Source organism: Rhodococcus sp. RDE2, from assembly GCF_020885655.1.
Lineage (GTDB): Bacteria > Actinomycetota > Actinomycetes > Mycobacteriales > Mycobacteriaceae > Rhodococcus > Rhodococcus pyridinivorans.
Map to the genome: position 1 here is coordinate 495,672 of NZ_AP025186.1, position 16,324 is coordinate 511,995.

A 16,324-nucleotide genomic window follows, 5' to 3' on the forward strand; every position below is an offset into this window, starting at 1 on the left:
ATAGTCGGTCCCCGACATCCGGACGAGGAGGAAACGTGACGATCGATGCCCCGTCGACTGCCCACCTGCACGACCGAACCGATCGACTCGCACCGAAGCCGATCCTGCGAGAGGGCGGCCCGCGTCTGGCGATGTCGTTGCTCGCCGGCGACTCGGTGCGACCCACCCGGGCCCAGGCCCGGGCGTTCGCCAAGTTCGCGCACACCTGCGATCCCGTGGCCGACGATCTGGTCGCCGCGATGCGCCGCGACCGGCTCCGCATCCGCACGCAGTTCGAGCAGGCGCTCGAACACGGCATCGAGACCGTGGACGATCCCGCACCCGAGGTGGCAGCGTTCATCGCCACCCTCGACGACGTGCCGTTCTGGGTCGACTACGACAAGCTCGATCTCGCCGCGCGGGCGATCGCGCGGATGCCGATGAGCACCCTCATGGCGTTCACCACCGCCATCGCCTTCCCGGCCAGCTACGTCTCCCCGCGCGTCAACGACGTGCTGCTGCGCGGTGGCGACCTCGCGAAGCGCGCCGCGGGTCGGATCGTCGAGACGGTCTCGTGGTCGATGGACTGCACGGCGCCCGGTGGAATGGAGCGCTTCGGAGCGGGGACGAAGAACACCGCCCGCGTCCGCGTCGTGCACGCCTACATCCGTGCCGGGATCGATCGGGTCGACGACTGGAACACCGACACGCACGGCCGGCCCGTGAACCAGTTGCACTACTGCGTGACGATGATCCCGATCGCCGGGGTGGCCCTCGCCGTCATGGCGGCCGGGCACTGGTACTCGCGACGTGAGCGCGACGCGATCGTCCACCTCTACCGCTACGTCGCCCACACCATGGGCGTGACGGCGGAACTGCAGGTCACGTCCTTCGACGAGCTCCTGCGTCTGATCTGGCTGGCGGTCTGGTCGGAGGTCGACCCCGACGACTCGTCCGCCGCTCTCACCGAGGCCGCGCTGAAGGCCGTTCCCCGCATCTACGGAGTCGACGGCCCGGGTGCGGCGAACCGCATCAGGAGCTGGGCGCACTACCACTTCCACGCCGACCTGGCGCGCCTGTCGCTGGGCTCCGGATACGCCGACGCCGTGGGTGTTCCGCGACTGAGCCCGATGGCGGCGCTGTACCCGGGGTGGTTCGCGCGCAACCTCCTACGCGACCGCCTGAGTGTTCTGGTGCCCGGTGGTGCCGGACGCGCCGCCCGGCGGGGTCACGCCGAGCGCATGCGGGAGATCGCCGAGGTGAAGCGGCGGCTCGAGGTACGGCCCTACGAACGGGACGGAGCCGTGCAGTCGATCCGCGAGCGCGACCGCGAACTCCGGGCGCGATCGGCCTGATCCGGACATCGGGAACGCTCTGGCGCGAACAGCCCTCGCCACCATCGCGACTCTGCAAGTGTGGTTCGTGAAGGAACTGTCGCATGCAGAGCTGTCGCACGCAGAGAAGGAGAGGTCATGCCCACTCGTACCGCACGGACCGCATGGAACGGGGATCTGCAGAAGGGCTCCGGTCAGGTGGAGCTCACCAGCTCGGGCCGCGGCACGTTCGACGTGTCGTTCCCGAAACGCTCGGCGGAGAACGCGGACGGCACCACCAGCCCCGAGGAGCTCGTCGCCGCCGCGCATTCGTCGTGCTACGCGATGCAGTTGTCCGCACTGATCGCGGAGGCGGGCGGCACACCGCAGAGCCTCGAGGTCACCGCCGACGTCTCGCTGGGGCCCGACCCGGCGGGCGGATTCCGGCTCACCGGAATCGAACTGAAGGTGCGGGGTGAGGTCGACGGCCTCGACGCCGACGGCTTCGTCAAGGCCGCAGAGGACGCGAAGGCGGGATGCCCCGTGAGCAAGGCACTCACCGGCGTCGAGATCTCCCTGGACGCCGCCCTCGAGGGCTGACCGGGTCCGTGGACCGATCGGCCCGGGAACAGAGCACGTCAGGGGCGGATTGTACCCGAATATGAGCATGCCCGACGTACTTCTCCCCACAGCCCACATCGAGATCTGGTCCGACATCGCCTGCCCCTGGTGCTACATCGGCAAGCGGCGCTTCGCGGAGGCGCTCGAGTCCTTCGACGATCGCGACCGGATCGAGGTCACCTGGAGGTCGTACCAGCTCTCGCCCGACACACCGGTCGGGCGACGGGTCCCCGAGATCGAGGCGCTCGTCGCGATGAAGGGGATGCCGGCCGAGCAGGTCAGGCAGATGTTCGCCCAGGTCTCGGACACCGCTGCCGACGTGGGACTCGAGATCGACTTCGACAACGTCGTCGCCGCCAACACGTTCGATGCGCACCGGCTCGCGCATCTGGCCGGCGACAAGCGCGACGAGGTCCTCGAGGCGTTGTTCCGTGCGCATTTCGTCGACGGCGAGGTGGTCGACGATGTGGATGTCCTCGTGAAGGTCGCCACCGAGGTCGGGCTCGATCCGGAGTCGACGCGCGCGGCCCTCGACGGCGACGATCCCGCCGGTGAGGCCGCGGCCGACGCCGTGACCGCCGATCTCTTCGACGCGCGACGGATCGGCGTGCAGGGGGTGCCGTTCTTCGTGGCCAACCGCGCCGTCGCGGTGTCGGGTGCGCAGCCGGTGGACGTCTTCCGTCAGTTCCTGCGCAAGGCCGTCGACGACGTGACGGTCAAGCTGTGAGTGCCGCGAGATAACGTCGCGCGATCTGTTGCTGGAGCAGGTGCCCGACGGGACCGGCCAGCTTCGTGTACCAGCGGGCGGGGCGGGAGAACGCGAGCACCGTTCCCCGCACCCGCCCGTCCGCGGTGCGCTCGACGACGAAGGTCTCCTCGCCGCTGGCGGGATGACCGGGGAGTGTGCCGTAGGTGAACCCGCGTACGTCCGCGGTGTCGACGATCTCGATCACGCGGCACCGCGCCGACGCGCGCACCGGTCCGAGACCGAAGCCCAGATCCACTTCGACGCCGGGTACTGCGAGAGGTGTACCGGCCGGGATCCGCATGCCCGCGCCGCGATGCATGTCCCACGAGAACAACCGGGCAGCGGCGACCTCGAACACGGTGTCGCCGCTGCCCAGTTCGCTCTCGACCTTCAGGTGCCGATAACCGGAGGGGAGCGGCGCCTCGCCCCGGAAGGCACGCAGACTCGCTCCCACCTCCGGATAGGTGAACTCACGCCCGGACCCGCCGGACGCGGACATCTCAGGACTTCTTGACGTCGAGGACGACCTCGAACTCGAGGAGCGAGGCGCCGGTCGCGACGGGCTTCTTCGCCTCACCCGCGTGGGCGGCACGTGCGTCGCCGTCGCGCCACGCGGCGAAGTCCTCCTCGGACTCCCACTGCGTCACCACGAAGTACCGGTTCTCGCCGGCGGTGGGGCGGAGCAGCTGGAAACCCAGGAAGCCGGGGGAGTTGTCGACGGTGTGCGCCCGATTGGCGAATCGCTTCTCCAGCTCGGGGCCGGCGCCTTCGGGAACTTCGATTGCGTTGATCTTCACGACTGCCATGCGCGAGAGCCTACTCCGCTAACTTGGTCGATTGTGTTGCACGACGAGGGCGGAACCGGACGACCCATCCTGCTGTTGCACGGCCTCATGGGCAGCGCCCGCACGTGGCGTCGTCACGTGCCGTGGTTGCGCGGACACGGGCACGTGTACACCTTCGACGCCGCCGGTCACGGTCGTCCCGCTCCCGACGAACTCACCACCGAGGCGTTCGTCGCCGATCTCGCAGCCCAGCTCGCCGAGATCACCGAACCACTCGTCGTGATCGGGCATTCGATGGGCGCCCTGCACGCGTGGTGCTTCGCCGCCGCCCATCCCGAACGGGTCACCGCGCTGGTTCTCGAGGACATGGCGCCCGACTTCCGGGGACGCACGGCCGCGAACTGGGCGGCGATGATCGCGCAGTGGCCGCAACCGTTCTCCACCGAGGACGCGGTGTTCGACTTCTTCGGGCCCGTCGCGGGTCGCTACTTCCTCGACTCGTTCGTCCGCCGCGACGACGGCTGGTATCTGCACGGCGACGTCGAGACCTTCCGCGACATCTCGGAAGAGTGGGGGTCGCGGCACTTCTGGGACGAGTGGAACTCGATCCGCGTGCCCGCGCTGCTGCTCGAAGGCGAGTTCACCATCACCCCAGAGGGGCAGATGCGGCAGATGGCGACGCGACCCGGCACCGACCACGTCCTCGTCGACGGCGCCGGGCATCTCGTGCACGACGACCGGCCCGACGAGTTCCGCGCCGCCGTGGAGCGTTTCCTCACCGCGCACGAGTTCTCGGCGAGCCGACTCTAGGAGGTCGATCCCTCGCCGGCGAGCGCGAAGCGGCCGTCGTCGGTCTGCTCGACGAGACCGTCCACGAGCAGCGAATGCAGGGCGCGGTCGCGCTGGCCCGGATCCGTGGTCCACACGCTGTCGAGAACGGGTCGCTCCACAGGGACGCTGCTCTCGCGCAGTACCGCCATCAATCGTCCTCGCACCTGCCGGTCGGTGCCGGCGAACTTCTGCACCTTCCGGGGCGGTCCGTCGTGGGCGGGTCGCCCGGCCTGCACCCATGCGCACTCGGGCAGCGGGCAGCGCCCGCAATCGGGTGTGCGGGCGGTGCACACGGTCGCGCCGAGTTCCATCAGTGCCGCGGAGAAGGTCGCCGCACGAGCACGCTGACGCGGAAGGATCGCCTCGACATCGGCGAGATCCCGTGTGGTCGAGGGGTTTCCCGGCTCCGCCCGGCCGTGGACGGCGCGGGCGACGACCCGCCGTACGTTCGTGTCCACCACCGGCACACGCTGTCCGTACGCGAAGCACGCCACCGCTCGCGCGGTGTACGCGCCGACGCCGGGCAGGGTCAGCAGGACGTCGACGTCCTCGGGAACCCGATCGTCGTGCTCGGCGGCGAGTACGCCGGCGCACTCGTGCAGGCGCAGCGCGCGGCGCGGATAACCGAGCTTGCCCCACGCCCGCAACACCTCGGCCTGACTCGACGCGGCCATCGCGGACGGCACGGGCCAGCGCCGCACCCACTCCTCCCAGATCGGGGCGACCCGGGCGACCGGCGTCTGCTGCAACATGACCTCGGACATGAGGATCTGCCAGCCCGTCACCCCGTCGCGGCGCCACGGCAGGCCCCGCGCCTCGGCGGCATACCAGCGCAGCAACGACGGTGCGTCCACGGACATCTCGGGTCTCCTCCGGTCACAAGGTCGGGTGTCGGGATCCGCTGAGGAGATGTCGAACGAAATCGGACATGCGCGCAGGTGAATAATGTACGCATGCCGAACTCCAATCCCATCTCCGCCTGGAAAGCCCTGACCGAGGGTAATCATCGTTTCGTCAGCGACACCCCGCTGCACCCGAGCCAGGGAATCGACCGTCGCGCCGAACTCGTCAACGGTCAGCATCCCACCGCTGTGCTGTTCGGTTGCGGAGACTCCCGCGTCGCCGCAGAGATCATCTTCGATCAGGGGCTCGGCGACATGTTCGTGGTCCGCACCGCGGGCCATGTCATCGACAGCTCCGTCCTCGGTTCCATCGAGTACGCCGTCGAGATCCTCAACGTCCCGCTCATCGTCATCCTCGGCCACGACAGCTGTGGTGCCGTTGCGGCGACCATCGACGCCCTCGACAAGGGCACGGTGCCGGGTGGGCACATCCGCAGCCTCGTCGAGCGTGTCGCTCCGTCGATCCTCATGGGCCGGGCCGAGGGCCTGTCCACCGTCGACGAACTCGAGGGTCGGCACGTCGTCGAGACGGGCAAGTTGCTCACGGATCGTTCGCGGATCATCGCCGACCGCATCGCCGACGGCCGCTGCGCCATCGTGGGCGTCACCTACAAGCTCGACGACGGCAAGGTGAGCCTGCGCGGCCACTTCGGCGACATCGGCGAGGTCTCCGACAACTGAAGACGAGTGCACCTGCCGGTCACAACGATGTGACCGCAGGTCACAGCGACACGCCGACGGCGATGTAGCCGTGCGCAGCCCGCGGCACATACCGTGGGGGGCGTGCTTGAACCGACCGGTCCTCTGCCCCCCGAGATCTACTGGCGACGACGCGTTCTCGCGATCGGAGTCTCGGTGGTCGTGCTGGCTCTGGTCATCTGGCTCGTAGTGGCACTGACCGGCGGCGACGACCCCGACCAGAATCCCGAACCCGCAGCAGCGGAAGTGTCGACCTCCGCCACCACGACGGCGGCCGATGCGTCCGCCGACGCGGCGTCCGCGAGCACCACTCGGAGCGGGGAGGCCTCGGCTTCGTCCGGGTCGCGTGGTGCCGGGGGTTCGGCCGCGGAGGACGCGGACGACGACTCGTCCACGACCACCACCTCCGCTGCTCCGGTTCCCCCGGGGCAGTGCTCCGATCAGTCGCTCGCCGTGCGGGTGACGTCGGACGAACCGAACTACCGGGTCGGTTCCGAACCCGATTTCACGATCGTCATCACCAACATCGGCACGTCGCCGTGCGAACGCGACCTCGGTGCGGGCCTGCAGCAGGTCCTCGTCTACAGCCTCGACGGCAACGAGCGGCTCTGGGCGAACACCGACTGCTTCCCCGAATCGACCGCCGACATCCGGTCGCTCGATCCGGGCGACCAGGCGGCCTATTCCGTCAAGTGGTCGGCGACGACCTCCGAGCCCGGCTGCCAGGCGCCGCGCGAACCGGTCGGTCCCGGCGCGTACACGGTGGTCGGGCAGCTCGGCGGCCTGCGCAGCGTGCCCGAGCCGTTCAACATCACGCCCTGACCCTGCTGCTCGGCGGGTCGCGGTTCAGTCGTAATGGTTGATGGCGGCCTCGGCGAGGCGTGACAGTCCCTCGCGGATGTACCGGGCCCACAGGGCGCCGACCCCGTCGACCGCCTGGAGATCGGCCGCGGTGGCGGCGAGCAGACCCTGCAGCGTGCCGAACGCACCCACGAGCCGGTTGATCTGCCGGGTCTGCAGGCGCGGCACCCGATGGAGCACGCGATAACCGCGGGGACTCATCGAGGTGTCGAGGGCCTCGATGGTGCCCGAATAGCCGAAGGCGCGGGCGAGGCTCGTCAGATCGAGCAGATCGACGTCGGTCAGGTGCGCGAGACGCTCGAGCGCCTGCTCGACCTCCTGCTGGGTGGGGACGTGCTCACCCGCCAGATAGTCGCGCACGATGAGCTGCCGGGCGAGCTGGTTGTCGCCGACGAGTTCCTCGAGCTGGAGGGCCAGCTGGCGACCGTCGGTCCCGAGTTCGAGCACGTCCTGCTCGATCTCCACGGACAGGCGGTGCATCATCTCGAGCCGCTGCGCCACGGTGAGCGCATCGCGCAGGGTGACGATGTCCTCGATCTCGACCACGGACAACTGCCGGGTCACCTCGTCGAGGCGGGCCTTGTAGCGCTCGAGTGTCGCGACGGCCTGGTTGGCCCGGGACAGGATGGTCGCGGAGTCGTTGATGACGTGGCGGCGACCGTCGACGTACACACTGACGATGCTCATCGACTGGCTGACCGAGACCACCGGATATCCGGTCTGGATCGCGGTGCGTTCCGCGGCGCGGTGCCGGGTGCCGGACTCCACGGTGGGGATACTCGGATCGGGCACGAGCTGCACGTTGGCGCGCACGATGCGCGAACCGTCGGTGGACACGACCACGGCGCCGTCCATCTTCGACAGCTCCCGGAGCCGGGTGGGGGCGAACTCGACGTCGAGTTCGAAACCGCCGTCGCACAGCTCGGCGACCTTGTCGTCGAAACCGAGGACGATCAGGCCGCCCGTCCGGCCGCGGAGGATGCGTTCGAGACCGTCGCGTAGCGCGGTGCCGGGCGCCAGACGAGCGATGGTGTCGCTCAGCGTCGATGCCGGCGCCGACTCGGTCATCTGGACTTCCTTCCCCTGTGCGGTCTGCGGTCGTCGTCACAATGCGCGGACTCCCGGATCGGCGCCCCCGACCGCGCAACTACATTACTTGCTTATGCGCAGCACCTGGACTCTGCCCGACGACCTCGTCGTTCCCGAACTGCCGGAAGATCATCCCGGCCCGGGTGCACCGGTACCGCAGCACTGGAACAAATGCTTCGGTTGTGGTGACGACCAGCCCCACGGCCTCGCGATGGAATTCACGATCGGCGAGGGTCTCGAGGTGCTCGGCCGTCTCGACGTCGCCACCCGCTACCAGGGCGGACCGGGATTCATCCACGGCGGCATCCTCATGACGGCCTTCGACGAAGTGCAGGGAATGGCGTGCAACGCCGCCCTGCGGACCGCCGTCGTCACCGGGCACTTCGAGACGGATTTCGCCCGTCCCATCCCGCTGGGCTCGGTGCTCGAGTTCCGCGCCCGCGTCGACGGCACGGTGCGGCGCAAGGTCTACACCAGCGCGGAGGCGCGCATCGTCGACGGTCCCCTGGCCGACCCGGACGTCGTCGTGGCGTCGTCGGTCGGGCTGTTCGTCGTCGTCGGACACGAGCACTTCGCGAAGGGCCGCGACTACGCCGACGGCCTCCCGCAGAACGAACACGACATCTCCGCTGTCTGACATTTCTGCGGATCGGGCCTGTCTCGTTCAGGTTTCCGGCCCGTCGGGGAGCAGCGGAACCCCCGGCCGGTGGTCGCGTCCGAGCAACGCGGCCGAGGTGACCGCGCCCGCGCCGTAGCGGGAATGCAGATCGTCCAGGACCGCATCGAGCGCATGCCGGTCGACCGCGCGGTGAGTTCGCGTGTCGCCGCCACGGTCCGCGGCAGCGTCGACCGGTTCGTCGAACGGCAGCTCGAGTTGTTCGACGCCTTCGCCGACGAGATTCGTCACCGCGATCCCGATGAGGGTGAGGCCGCGCTCGGCGATGAGCGGCCGGGTCTGTTCGAGCAGGTCGCGCGCCGCCGCCGACAACAGGTCGGTGCGTGCGGTGGCACCGGGCAAGGTGTGGGAGCGGGTCGCGCGGGTGTAGTCGGCGAAGCGCATCCGCAGGACCACCGTGCGGCCGAGACGCTCGGCCCGGCGCATCCGCCGGCACACACGGTCGACGAGCAACTGCAGCGTCTCGCCGACCGACTCGATGCTGTGCGGTCCGCGGCCGAGGGCGTGCTGCGCGCCCATCGAACTGCGCCGCCGATGACGGACCGGACGCGGATCGTGGCCGATCGCCAGGGCGTGCAGGTGGCGTCCCGCCGCGCGTCCGAGCAGCGAGACGAGATCGGATTCGGAGTGGGCGGCGACGTCGGCCACGGTCCGCAGACCGTGCGCGTGCAACTTCGCCGCCGTCACCTTGCCGACGCCCCACAATCGCTCCACCGGCAACGGATGGAGGAACTCGAGTTCGGCGTGCGGAGGGACGAGGAGCAGGCCGTCGGGCTTGGCCACCCCGCTCGCGACCTTGGCGAGGAACTTGGTGCGCGCGACACCGACGGTGATCGGCAGCCCCACCTCCTCGGCGACCGTGCGGCGCAGACGTGCGGCGATGTCGACGGGTCTGCCGGCGATGCGCCCGAGACCGGAGACGTCGAGGAACGCCTCGTCGATGGAGATCCCCTCCACGATCGGTGTGGTGCGGTCGAAGATCGCGAACACATCGCGCGAGGCCTGCGCATAGGCCTCCATGCGGGGAGGCACCGTGATCAGTCCCGGGCACAGTGCGCGGGCGGCCCGGCCCGACATCGCAGTGACGATGCCGTGGGCCTTGGCCTCGTAACTCGCCGCGAGCACGACACCCCCACCCACGACGATGGGTTTGCCGCGCAGCCACGGATCGTCGCGCTGCTCCACCGACGCGTAGAACGCGTCGAGATCGGCGTGCAGCACCGTCGCATCGGACACGAACACATGTTCGCACCGACCGCCGACATCTCGGCAGATCGGCGCTGCCGACATGTCCGCAGGTCAGCGCGTGAGCGTCGACAGTGCCTGCGCCACGTTGGACACCTCGAACTTCTTCATGCCCTTCGGGACACCCTCGACATCGCGCGGAACCACCCCGCGGTCGAACCCGAGTCGGTTCGCCTCCGCGAGTCGGCGACCCGCGCCGACGACACGACGGACCTCCCCGGCGAGACCGACCTCGCCGAGCAGCACGGTGCCGGCCGGGACGGGCTGGTCGCGCACGGCCGAGGCGACGGCGAGTGCGAGCGCGAGGTCGGCGGACGGATCGGTGATCCGCATACCGCCGACGGTGGAGGCGTAGACGTCGCAGTTGCCGAGCCGGCCGAGGCCGCAGCGACGCTCGAGCACGGCGAGCACCATCGCCACCCGCGCGGAGTCGAGGCCGCTCACGGCGCGTCGCGGTGACGGATTGTGGGTGGGCACCACGAGCGCCTGGACCTCGCCGAGGAGCGGGCGTTTGCCGTCCATCGTGACCGTGACGGCGGTGCCGGGTACGGCCTCGTCGCGGTGCTGCAGGAACAACCCCGACGGGTCGCTGACGCCGACGATCCCGTCCTCGGCGAGTTCGAAGCAGCCCACCTCGTCGGCGGCCCCGAACCGGTTCTTCACCCCGCGCACCATGCGCAGCGTGGAGTGCTTGTCGCCCTCGAAGTGCAGCACCACGTCGACGAGGTGCTCGAGGGAACGCGGACCGGCGACCGCGCCGTCCTTGGTGACGTGGCCGATGAGCAGCACCGGGATGCCACTGGATTTCGCGAGGGAGGTCAGGGCGCTGGTGACCGCGCGGACCTGCGTGACACCGCCGGTGACACCGTCGACGTCGGCGGCGAGCATCGTCTGGACGGAGTCGACGACCAGCAGCGTGGGCCTGACCTGCTCGACGTGCCCGAAGATCGTCGCGAGGTCGTTCTCGGCGGCGAGATACACACGGTCGTGCACGGCGCCGGTGCGGTCGGCGCGCAGACGCACCTGACCGGCCGACTCCTCGCCGGTGACATAGAGCGCGCGATCGGTTTCGCCGCGCAACGCCCAGCGGTGCACCACCTCGAGGAGCAGGGTGGACTTGCCGACACCGGGTTCGCCGGCGAGCAGGACGACCGAACCGGGGACGACACCGCCACCGAGGACGCGGTCGAGCTCGGGGATGCCCGTGGGCTTCGCATGGGTGGCCTTGCCGTCGATCTGCGACAGCGGGGTGGCCGGGGTGCTCGGCAGCACGGCGGCGGCACCGGCGCGGGCGAGCGAGGTACCCGAGCGCGAGGCGACCGCGACCGGCTGGACGGGCGCTTCGTCCATCGACCCCCACGTTCCGCATTCGGGACAGCGCCCGACCCACTTCGCGACGGTGTGCGAGCAGTCGGAACAGCGGTAGAGGGTCTTGGTCTTTGCCACGGCCGGAGGATAGTCGGTCGCACCGACACCGGAGCGGATGCGAAAGGGCCCGGCCGAGCTGTGCTCGACCGGGCCCTTCTGCGGGAAGTCCTAGTGTGCTTCGCCCACGATCGGCGAGAGCTCCGACTCGTCGCGGGGGAGCTCCGGGCCGGCGTCGATCGGCACGGACAGGGTCACGTCGCCGGCCTCGGCGAACGTGAAGGTCACGGGGATGGTCAGACCCGGGCGGACACCTTCGGAGAGGTTCACGAGCTCGACGTTGTTGACGACGCCGGCCGGCGCGGGGGAGGGGGTCTCCTCGGTGCTGTTCGGACGCGGCGACTCGTCGACCTCCTCGACGAGGGCGGCGTTCTCCTCGGAGACACCGGCGACCACGGAGGACTGCGGCGGAACCTCGAGGCGGGCACCCGTGACGGAGGCTGCGAAATCGGTGGAGATACCGGTGAGCTGATCGCCGACGTACGGGTCGAGGTTGACGATCGTGAAGCCGAGCTGGGCGGTGCCGCCGGGCTCGATGCTGTACTCCTCGGAGTTCGGGTAGATCACGTGCACGTTGCGCAGCGCGAGGCTGCCGGCGTCCACGTTGGAACCGTTGATGGCCGCGACCTGCGTCGAGGTCTGGGTGATCTGACCGGCGCTGCACGCGGACATCGTGAGCGCCGCTCCCGCGGCAAGGGCGAGAGCGGTCACGACTCGACGAGTCGGCGCTTTGAGAGCAGTCACGGGTTCCTCCACTCGAGTAAGGCTCGCAATCCACTAGGCAGAGTAGTAGTTCCCGTGTGCGCTGTGTACGTCGGGGCCGGATCTCGTGCGGATTCGCGCGCGGAAGACGAGATCGACAGGCGCCCACGGGCGGGTGTGTCGGAGGTCACCCGATACACGGAAGCAACTGCCTGTCAAGCCCTACGCTCAGTGCTCGGTGCCCCTGACCTGCATCGTTGACGGGAGGGTGATGTGGTCACGTGTTAAACTGGGAGAATCGAAAGGGGCACGGGACACATGATTTTCAAGGTCGGAGACACCGTCGTATACCCCCACCACGGTGCGGCGCTGATCGAAGCAATCGAAACACGCACCATCAAGGGTGAGCAGAAGGAATATCTGGTTCTGAAAGTCGCGCAGGGCGACCTGACGGTCCGGGTACCTGCAGAGAACGCGGAGTACGTCGGAGTGCGCGACGTCGTCGGGCAGGAAGGCCTCGACAAGGTTTTCCAGGTGCTGCGCGCACCCCACACGGAAGAACCCACCAACTGGTCACGGCGGTACAAGGCCAACCTCGAGAAGCTGGCCTCCGGCGATGTCAACAAGGTCGCAGAAGTTGTGCGCGACCTGTGGCGCCGGGAGCAGGACCGCGGCCTGTCCGCAGGTGAGAAGCGGATGCTCGCCAAGGCACGTCAGATCCTCGTCGGTGAGCTCGCGCTCGCCGAGGGCACCGACGACGTCAAGGCGGAGACCATGCTCGACGAGGTTCTCGCCGCCGCTTCCTGACGCGCGAGACATCGGCAAACTGCACATGAGCGATCGCAACGGGCCGGTCGTCGGAATCCTTCCGGCGGCCGGCCGCGGTGTTCGCCTGGGAGAACCACTGCCCAAGGCGTTCGTGGAACTGGACGGCCGCACGATGCTCGACCGCTCGGTCGAGGCGATGCTCGCTTCAGCGGTCATCGATCGAGTGGTGATCGTCGCGCCGCCCGAACTGGCTGCGACGCCCGCGGACCGGCTCGTCGGCGAGTCGTTCGCCGACCGGGTCACCGTCGTCGCGGGTGGCGCCGAACGCGCCGACTCGGTGCGCGCCGGTCTTGCGGCGGCATCGGGCGCGCGGTTCGTGCTCGTCCACGACGCCGCGCGTGCGCTCACCCCGGCCGAGCTGTTCGTCCGGGTCGTCGACGCGTTGCGGGCCGGCAGCGACGCGGTGATCCCCGTCCTGCCCGTCGTCGACACCATCAAGAGTGTCGACAAGGACGGAGTCGTCACCGGGACTCCCGACCGGTCGACCCTCCGCGCGGTGCAGACCCCGCAGGGATTCGACGTCGAATTGCTCGAGCGAGCCAACCGGGACGCGGCCGACGCGACCGACGACGCGGGACTCGTCGAGCGGTTGGGGGAGCGGATCACCACCGTCGCGGGCGACCCGCTCGCTTTCAAGATCACCACCCCGCTGGACCTGGTGCTGGCACGGACCGTGCTCGCGTCCGGCGTCCGCACCGAGAAGGAGATGTGAGCATCGTGCGTGTCGGCATCGGAACCGACGTACATCCCGTGGAGGCCGGACGGCCGTGCTGGATGGCCGGTCTGCTGTTCGAGGACGCCGACGGGTGCGCGGGTCACTCGGACGGGGACGTCGCTGCGCACGCGCTGTGCGATGCGGTGCTCTCGGCCGCCGGTCTCGGTGATCTCGGATCGGTCTTCGGCACGGGACGCCCCGAGATGGCCGGCGCCTCCGGTGTCGCCATGCTCGGCGAGGTACGTCGCCTGCTCGCCGACGCCGGCTGGGTGGTGGGTAACGCCGCCGTGCAGGTGATCGGGAACCGCCCGAAGATCGGGCCGCGGCGCGAGGAGGCACAGGCGGTGCTGTCCGAGGCGCTCGGCGGTCCGGTCTCCGTGTCGGCGACCACCACGGACGGTCTCGGGCTCACCGGTCGGGGAGAAGGTGTGGCCGCGGTTGCGACCGCACTGGTCCTGGCGCAGCAGGACGAGCGGTAGGATCGACGGTCGTGACCTTGCGCTTATACGACACCGAATCGCGGGCCGTGCGGGATTTCGAACCGCTGGTCCCCGGCCAGGCCTCGGTGTACCTGTGTGGGGCCACCGTCCAAGGCGAACCCCATATCGGGCACGTACGCAGCGGCGTTGCGTTCGACGTGCTCCGTCGGTGGCTCTCTACCAAGGGTCTCGATGTCTTGTTTGTGAGAAATGTCACAGACATCGAGGACAAGATCCTCCGCAAGGCCGCAGAGGCAGGCCGTCCGTGGTGGGAGTGGGCCGCGACCTACGAACGGGCCTTCAACCGCGCCTACGACGCGCTCGGTGTGCTTCCCCCCTCGGTGGAACCCCGCGCGACCGGCCACATCACGCAGATGGTCGAACTCATCCAGCGCCTCATCGACGCCGGGCACGCCTACGCGGCCGACGGCGACGTCTACTTCGACGTGTTGAGCTACCCGGAATACGGCGCCCTCTCCGGACACCGCATCGAGGACGTCCACCAGGGCGAGAGCGCCGGACTCGGCAAGCGCGACCCCCGCGACTTCACGCTGTGGAAGGCCGAGAAGCCCGGCGAGCCGTCGTGGCCGACCCCGTGGGGACGCGGTCGCCCCGGCTGGCATCTCGAGTGCTCCGCGATGGCGGGCTTCTATCTGGGGGGCACCTTCGACATCCACTGCGGAGGCATGGACCTCGTCTTCCCGCACCACGAGAACGAGATGGCCCAGTCCCGCGCCGCCGGCGACGGCTTCGCCCGCTACTGGCTGCACAACGGCTGGGTGACGATGGGCGGCGAGAAGATGTCGAAGTCGCTCGGCAACGTGCTGTCGATCCCCAACGTGCTCGCCCGCGTCCGTCCGCAGGAACTGCGCTACTACCTCGGCAGCGCCCACTATCGTTCGATGCTCGAATACTCCGACGACGCGCTCGCCGAAGCGGCCGCTGCGTACCGGGGACTCGAGTCGTTCGTGCTCAAGACCCGCGACCGCGCGGGCGAGGTGCCCGTGGGCGAGTGGACCGAAGGCTTCGCCGAAGCACTCGACGACGATCTCGGTGTCCCCAAGGCGCTCGCGGAGATCCACCGCAAGCGCAGCGAGGGCAACAAGGCGCTCGACAACGGTGATCTCGACACGGCCGTGCAGATCGCCGCGCAGGTCCGGAGCATGCTCGGCATCCTCGGTGTCGACCCGCTCGACGAGCACTGGTGCTCCACCGACGATTCCGGATCGGCCGCACTCGCGGCACTCGACGTGCTGGTCGGCGCGGATCTCGAACGCCGCACGACCGCCCGGGCCGAGAAGAACTGGGCGGTGGCCGACGAGGTGCGGGACCGCCTCGCAGCCGCGGGGGTCGAAGTGACCGATACGCCCAACGGACCCGAGTGGTCTCTGAAAGCAGGACAGTGATGGCAGGCAATTCCCAGCGTCGCGGCGCTATTCGTAAGGGCGGCACGAAGAAGGGTCAGGTCGTCGGGTCCGGCGGACAGCGGCGACGCGGCCTCGAAGCGCGTGGCGCCACCCCCAAGGCCGAGGACCGGCCCTACCACCCCGCCGCACGGCGTGCCCGGGCCGCGGCCAAGGCCGCCGACACGCGCGGCGGCGGTCGTCGCCCCGCCGCCGGTCGCAAGGCCGAAGACGGGCCGGAGATGGTGCTCGGCCGCAACCCGGTCGTCGAGTGCCTACGTGCCGGTGTGCCCGCGACCGCTCTGTACGTCGCCCTCGGCGCCGAGGCCGACGAGCGGCTCAAGGAAGCCGTGCAGCGCTCGGCCGAGATGGGCATCTCGATCCTCGAGGTCTCGCGTTCCGAACTCGACCGTCTGTCGTCGAACGGGATGCACCAGGGCATCGGCCTGCAGGTGCCGCCGTACCGCTACGCGCACCCCGACGACCTGCTGGCCCGCGCCGCGGAGAACCACGAGCGTCCGCTGCTCGTGGCCCTCGACAACATCTCCGATCCGCGCAATCTCGGCGCGGTGATCCGTTCGGTCGCGGCCTTCGGCGGCCACGGTGTGGTCATCCCGCAGCGCCGTTCGGCGTCGGTGACGGCCGTGGCATGGCGCACGAGCGCCGGTGCCGCAGCGCGACTGCCCGTCGCGCGTGCCACCAACCTCACGCGCACGCTCAAGGACTGGCAGTCCCGCGGTGTCCGCGTCGTCGGTCTCGATGCCGGTGGCGACACCAACCTCGACGATTTCGACGGCACCGATCCCGTCGTCGTGGTCGTGGGGTCGGAGGGCAAGGGACTCTCGCGCCTGGTGCGGGAGACCTGCGACTCCGTTATCTCCATCCCGATGGCCGGAGACGTCGAGTCGCTCAACGCCTCCGTCGCGGCGGGCGTGGTTCTCGCCGACATCGCGCGGCAGCGCCGGGCCTGATCGGACTGCACCGCAGTCGGGTCTGATCGGGACTGCCCGAGCTGCGGTCGCG

Annotated in this window: 19 protein-coding genes; 12 read left to right on the forward strand and 7 right to left on the reverse strand. The window is 69.5% G+C overall.

Going from position 1 to position 16,324, the window contains the following annotated elements; genetic code table 11:
• Positions 1-35 precede the first annotated feature (35 nt).
• From LPH33_RS02295 to LPH33_RS02305, 3 genes are all read left to right on the forward strand, one after another.
• Entirely contained in the window at positions 36-1,334 is a 1,299-nt protein-coding gene (locus LPH33_RS02295; protein ID WP_229566912.1) for an oxygenase MpaB family protein, read from the forward strand.
• A 117-nt stretch (positions 1,335-1,451) separates the two neighbouring features.
• Positions 1,452-1,892: an OsmC family protein gene (locus LPH33_RS02300; protein ID WP_160876955.1), complete on the forward strand. Its 441-nt coding sequence runs from the start codon at positions 1,452-1,454 to the stop codon at positions 1,890-1,892.
• 61 nt (positions 1,893-1,953) lie between these two features.
• Entirely contained in the window at positions 1,954-2,640 is a 687-nt protein-coding gene (locus tag LPH33_RS02305; RefSeq protein ID WP_120281270.1) for a DsbA family oxidoreductase, read from the forward strand.
• Here LPH33_RS02305 and LPH33_RS02310 read toward each other — a convergent pair.
• Together LPH33_RS02310 and LPH33_RS02315 are read right to left on the reverse strand one after the other, a co-directional pair.
• Positions 2,630-3,160, reverse strand: coding sequence for a DUF1990 family protein (locus tag LPH33_RS02310; RefSeq protein WP_229566913.1), 531 nt, complete (start codon positions 3,158-3,160; stop codon positions 2,630-2,632). The genes LPH33_RS02305 and LPH33_RS02310 overlap by 11 nt on opposite strands.
• A gap of 1 nt (position 3,161) precedes the next feature.
• A complete protein-coding gene (locus LPH33_RS02315; RefSeq protein WP_006550495.1) occupies positions 3,162-3,467 on the reverse strand; it encodes an antibiotic biosynthesis monooxygenase family protein in 306 nt (101 codons plus the stop codon).
• Between the two features lie 33 nt (positions 3,468-3,500).
• Between LPH33_RS02315 and LPH33_RS02320 the strand changes: the two genes are divergently transcribed.
• The gene (locus LPH33_RS02320) at positions 3,501-4,256 is read left to right on the forward strand and encodes an alpha/beta fold hydrolase (RefSeq protein WP_229566914.1); all 756 of its coding nucleotides are present in this window, start codon (positions 3,501-3,503) and stop codon (positions 4,254-4,256) included.
• Here the strand turns inward: LPH33_RS02320 and LPH33_RS02325 are convergent.
• A complete protein-coding gene (locus LPH33_RS02325) occupies positions 4,253-5,137 on the reverse strand; it encodes an A/G-specific adenine glycosylase (protein ID WP_229566915.1) in 885 nt (294 codons plus the stop codon). The two genes, LPH33_RS02320 and LPH33_RS02325, sit on opposite strands and share 4 nt — an antisense overlap.
• Positions 5,138-5,230: 93 nt before the next feature.
• Between LPH33_RS02325 and LPH33_RS02330 the strand changes: the two genes are divergently transcribed.
• A complete protein-coding gene (locus LPH33_RS02330; protein WP_016693347.1) occupies positions 5,231-5,860 on the forward strand; it encodes a carbonic anhydrase in 630 nt (209 codons plus the stop codon).
• 102 nt (positions 5,861-5,962) lie between these two features.
• Positions 5,963-6,700 carry a hypothetical protein gene (locus tag LPH33_RS02335; protein ID WP_016693346.1) on the forward strand — a complete coding sequence of 246 codons (738 nt, stop codon included), beginning with the start codon at positions 5,963-5,965 and terminating at the stop codon, positions 6,698-6,700.
• 24 nt (positions 6,701-6,724) lie between these two features.
• On the opposite strand, the gene disA is transcribed toward LPH33_RS02335, so the two are convergent.
• On the reverse strand, positions 6,725-7,807 hold the full coding sequence (gene disA, locus LPH33_RS02340; protein WP_060653564.1) for a DNA integrity scanning diadenylate cyclase DisA: 1,083 nt from the start codon (positions 7,805-7,807) through the stop codon (positions 6,725-6,727).
• A 94-nt stretch (positions 7,808-7,901) separates the two neighbouring features.
• Between disA and LPH33_RS02345 the strand changes: the two genes are divergently transcribed.
• Complete coding sequence (locus LPH33_RS02345) at positions 7,902-8,465, forward strand: PaaI family thioesterase (protein WP_229566916.1); 564 nt, start codon at positions 7,902-7,904, stop codon at positions 8,463-8,465.
• A gap of 27 nt (positions 8,466-8,492) precedes the next feature.
• Here the strand turns inward: LPH33_RS02345 and dinB are convergent, their stop codons facing one another.
• From dinB to LPH33_RS02360, 3 genes are all read right to left on the reverse strand, one after another.
• Positions 8,493-9,746, reverse strand: coding sequence for a DNA polymerase IV (dinB, locus tag LPH33_RS02350; protein WP_088899044.1), 1,254 nt, complete (start codon positions 9,744-9,746; stop codon positions 8,493-8,495).
• 57 nt (positions 9,747-9,803) lie between these two features.
• Positions 9,804-11,195, reverse strand: coding sequence for a DNA repair protein RadA (gene radA, locus LPH33_RS02355; RefSeq protein ID WP_229566917.1), 1,392 nt, complete (start codon positions 11,193-11,195; stop codon positions 9,804-9,806).
• 90 nt (positions 11,196-11,285) lie between these two features.
• On the reverse strand, positions 11,286-11,918 hold the full coding sequence (locus tag LPH33_RS02360; RefSeq protein WP_026061386.1) for a hypothetical protein: 633 nt from the start codon (positions 11,916-11,918) through the stop codon (positions 11,286-11,288).
• A 276-nt stretch (positions 11,919-12,194) separates the two neighbouring features.
• Between LPH33_RS02360 and carD the strand changes: the two genes are divergently transcribed.
• From carD to rlmB, 5 genes are read left to right on the forward strand one after another with little or no spacing between them, the layout of a single operon-like run.
• Positions 12,195-12,683: an RNA polymerase-binding transcription factor CarD gene (carD, locus tag LPH33_RS02365; protein WP_006550486.1), complete on the forward strand. Its 489-nt coding sequence runs from the start codon at positions 12,195-12,197 to the stop codon at positions 12,681-12,683.
• 25 nt (positions 12,684-12,708) lie between these two features.
• Positions 12,709-13,416, forward strand: a complete 708-nt coding sequence (gene ispD / locus LPH33_RS02370) for a 2-C-methyl-D-erythritol 4-phosphate cytidylyltransferase (protein WP_088899041.1) — start codon at positions 12,709-12,711, stop codon at positions 13,414-13,416.
• A 5-nt stretch (positions 13,417-13,421) separates the two neighbouring features.
• Positions 13,422-13,898: a 2-C-methyl-D-erythritol 2,4-cyclodiphosphate synthase gene (ispF, locus tag LPH33_RS02375; protein ID WP_026061385.1), complete on the forward strand. Its 477-nt coding sequence runs from the start codon at positions 13,422-13,424 to the stop codon at positions 13,896-13,898.
• Positions 13,899-13,909: 11 nt separating this feature from the next.
• Positions 13,910-15,304, forward strand: coding sequence for a cysteine--tRNA ligase (gene cysS, locus LPH33_RS02380; RefSeq protein ID WP_088899040.1), 1,395 nt, complete (start codon positions 13,910-13,912; stop codon positions 15,302-15,304).
• Complete coding sequence (rlmB, locus tag LPH33_RS02385; protein ID WP_229566918.1) at positions 15,304-16,272, forward strand: 23S rRNA (guanosine(2251)-2'-O)-methyltransferase RlmB; 969 nt, start codon at positions 15,304-15,306, stop codon at positions 16,270-16,272. The genes cysS and rlmB overlap by 1 nt, the downstream gene beginning before the upstream one ends.
• Positions 16,273-16,324 lie beyond the last annotated feature (52 nt).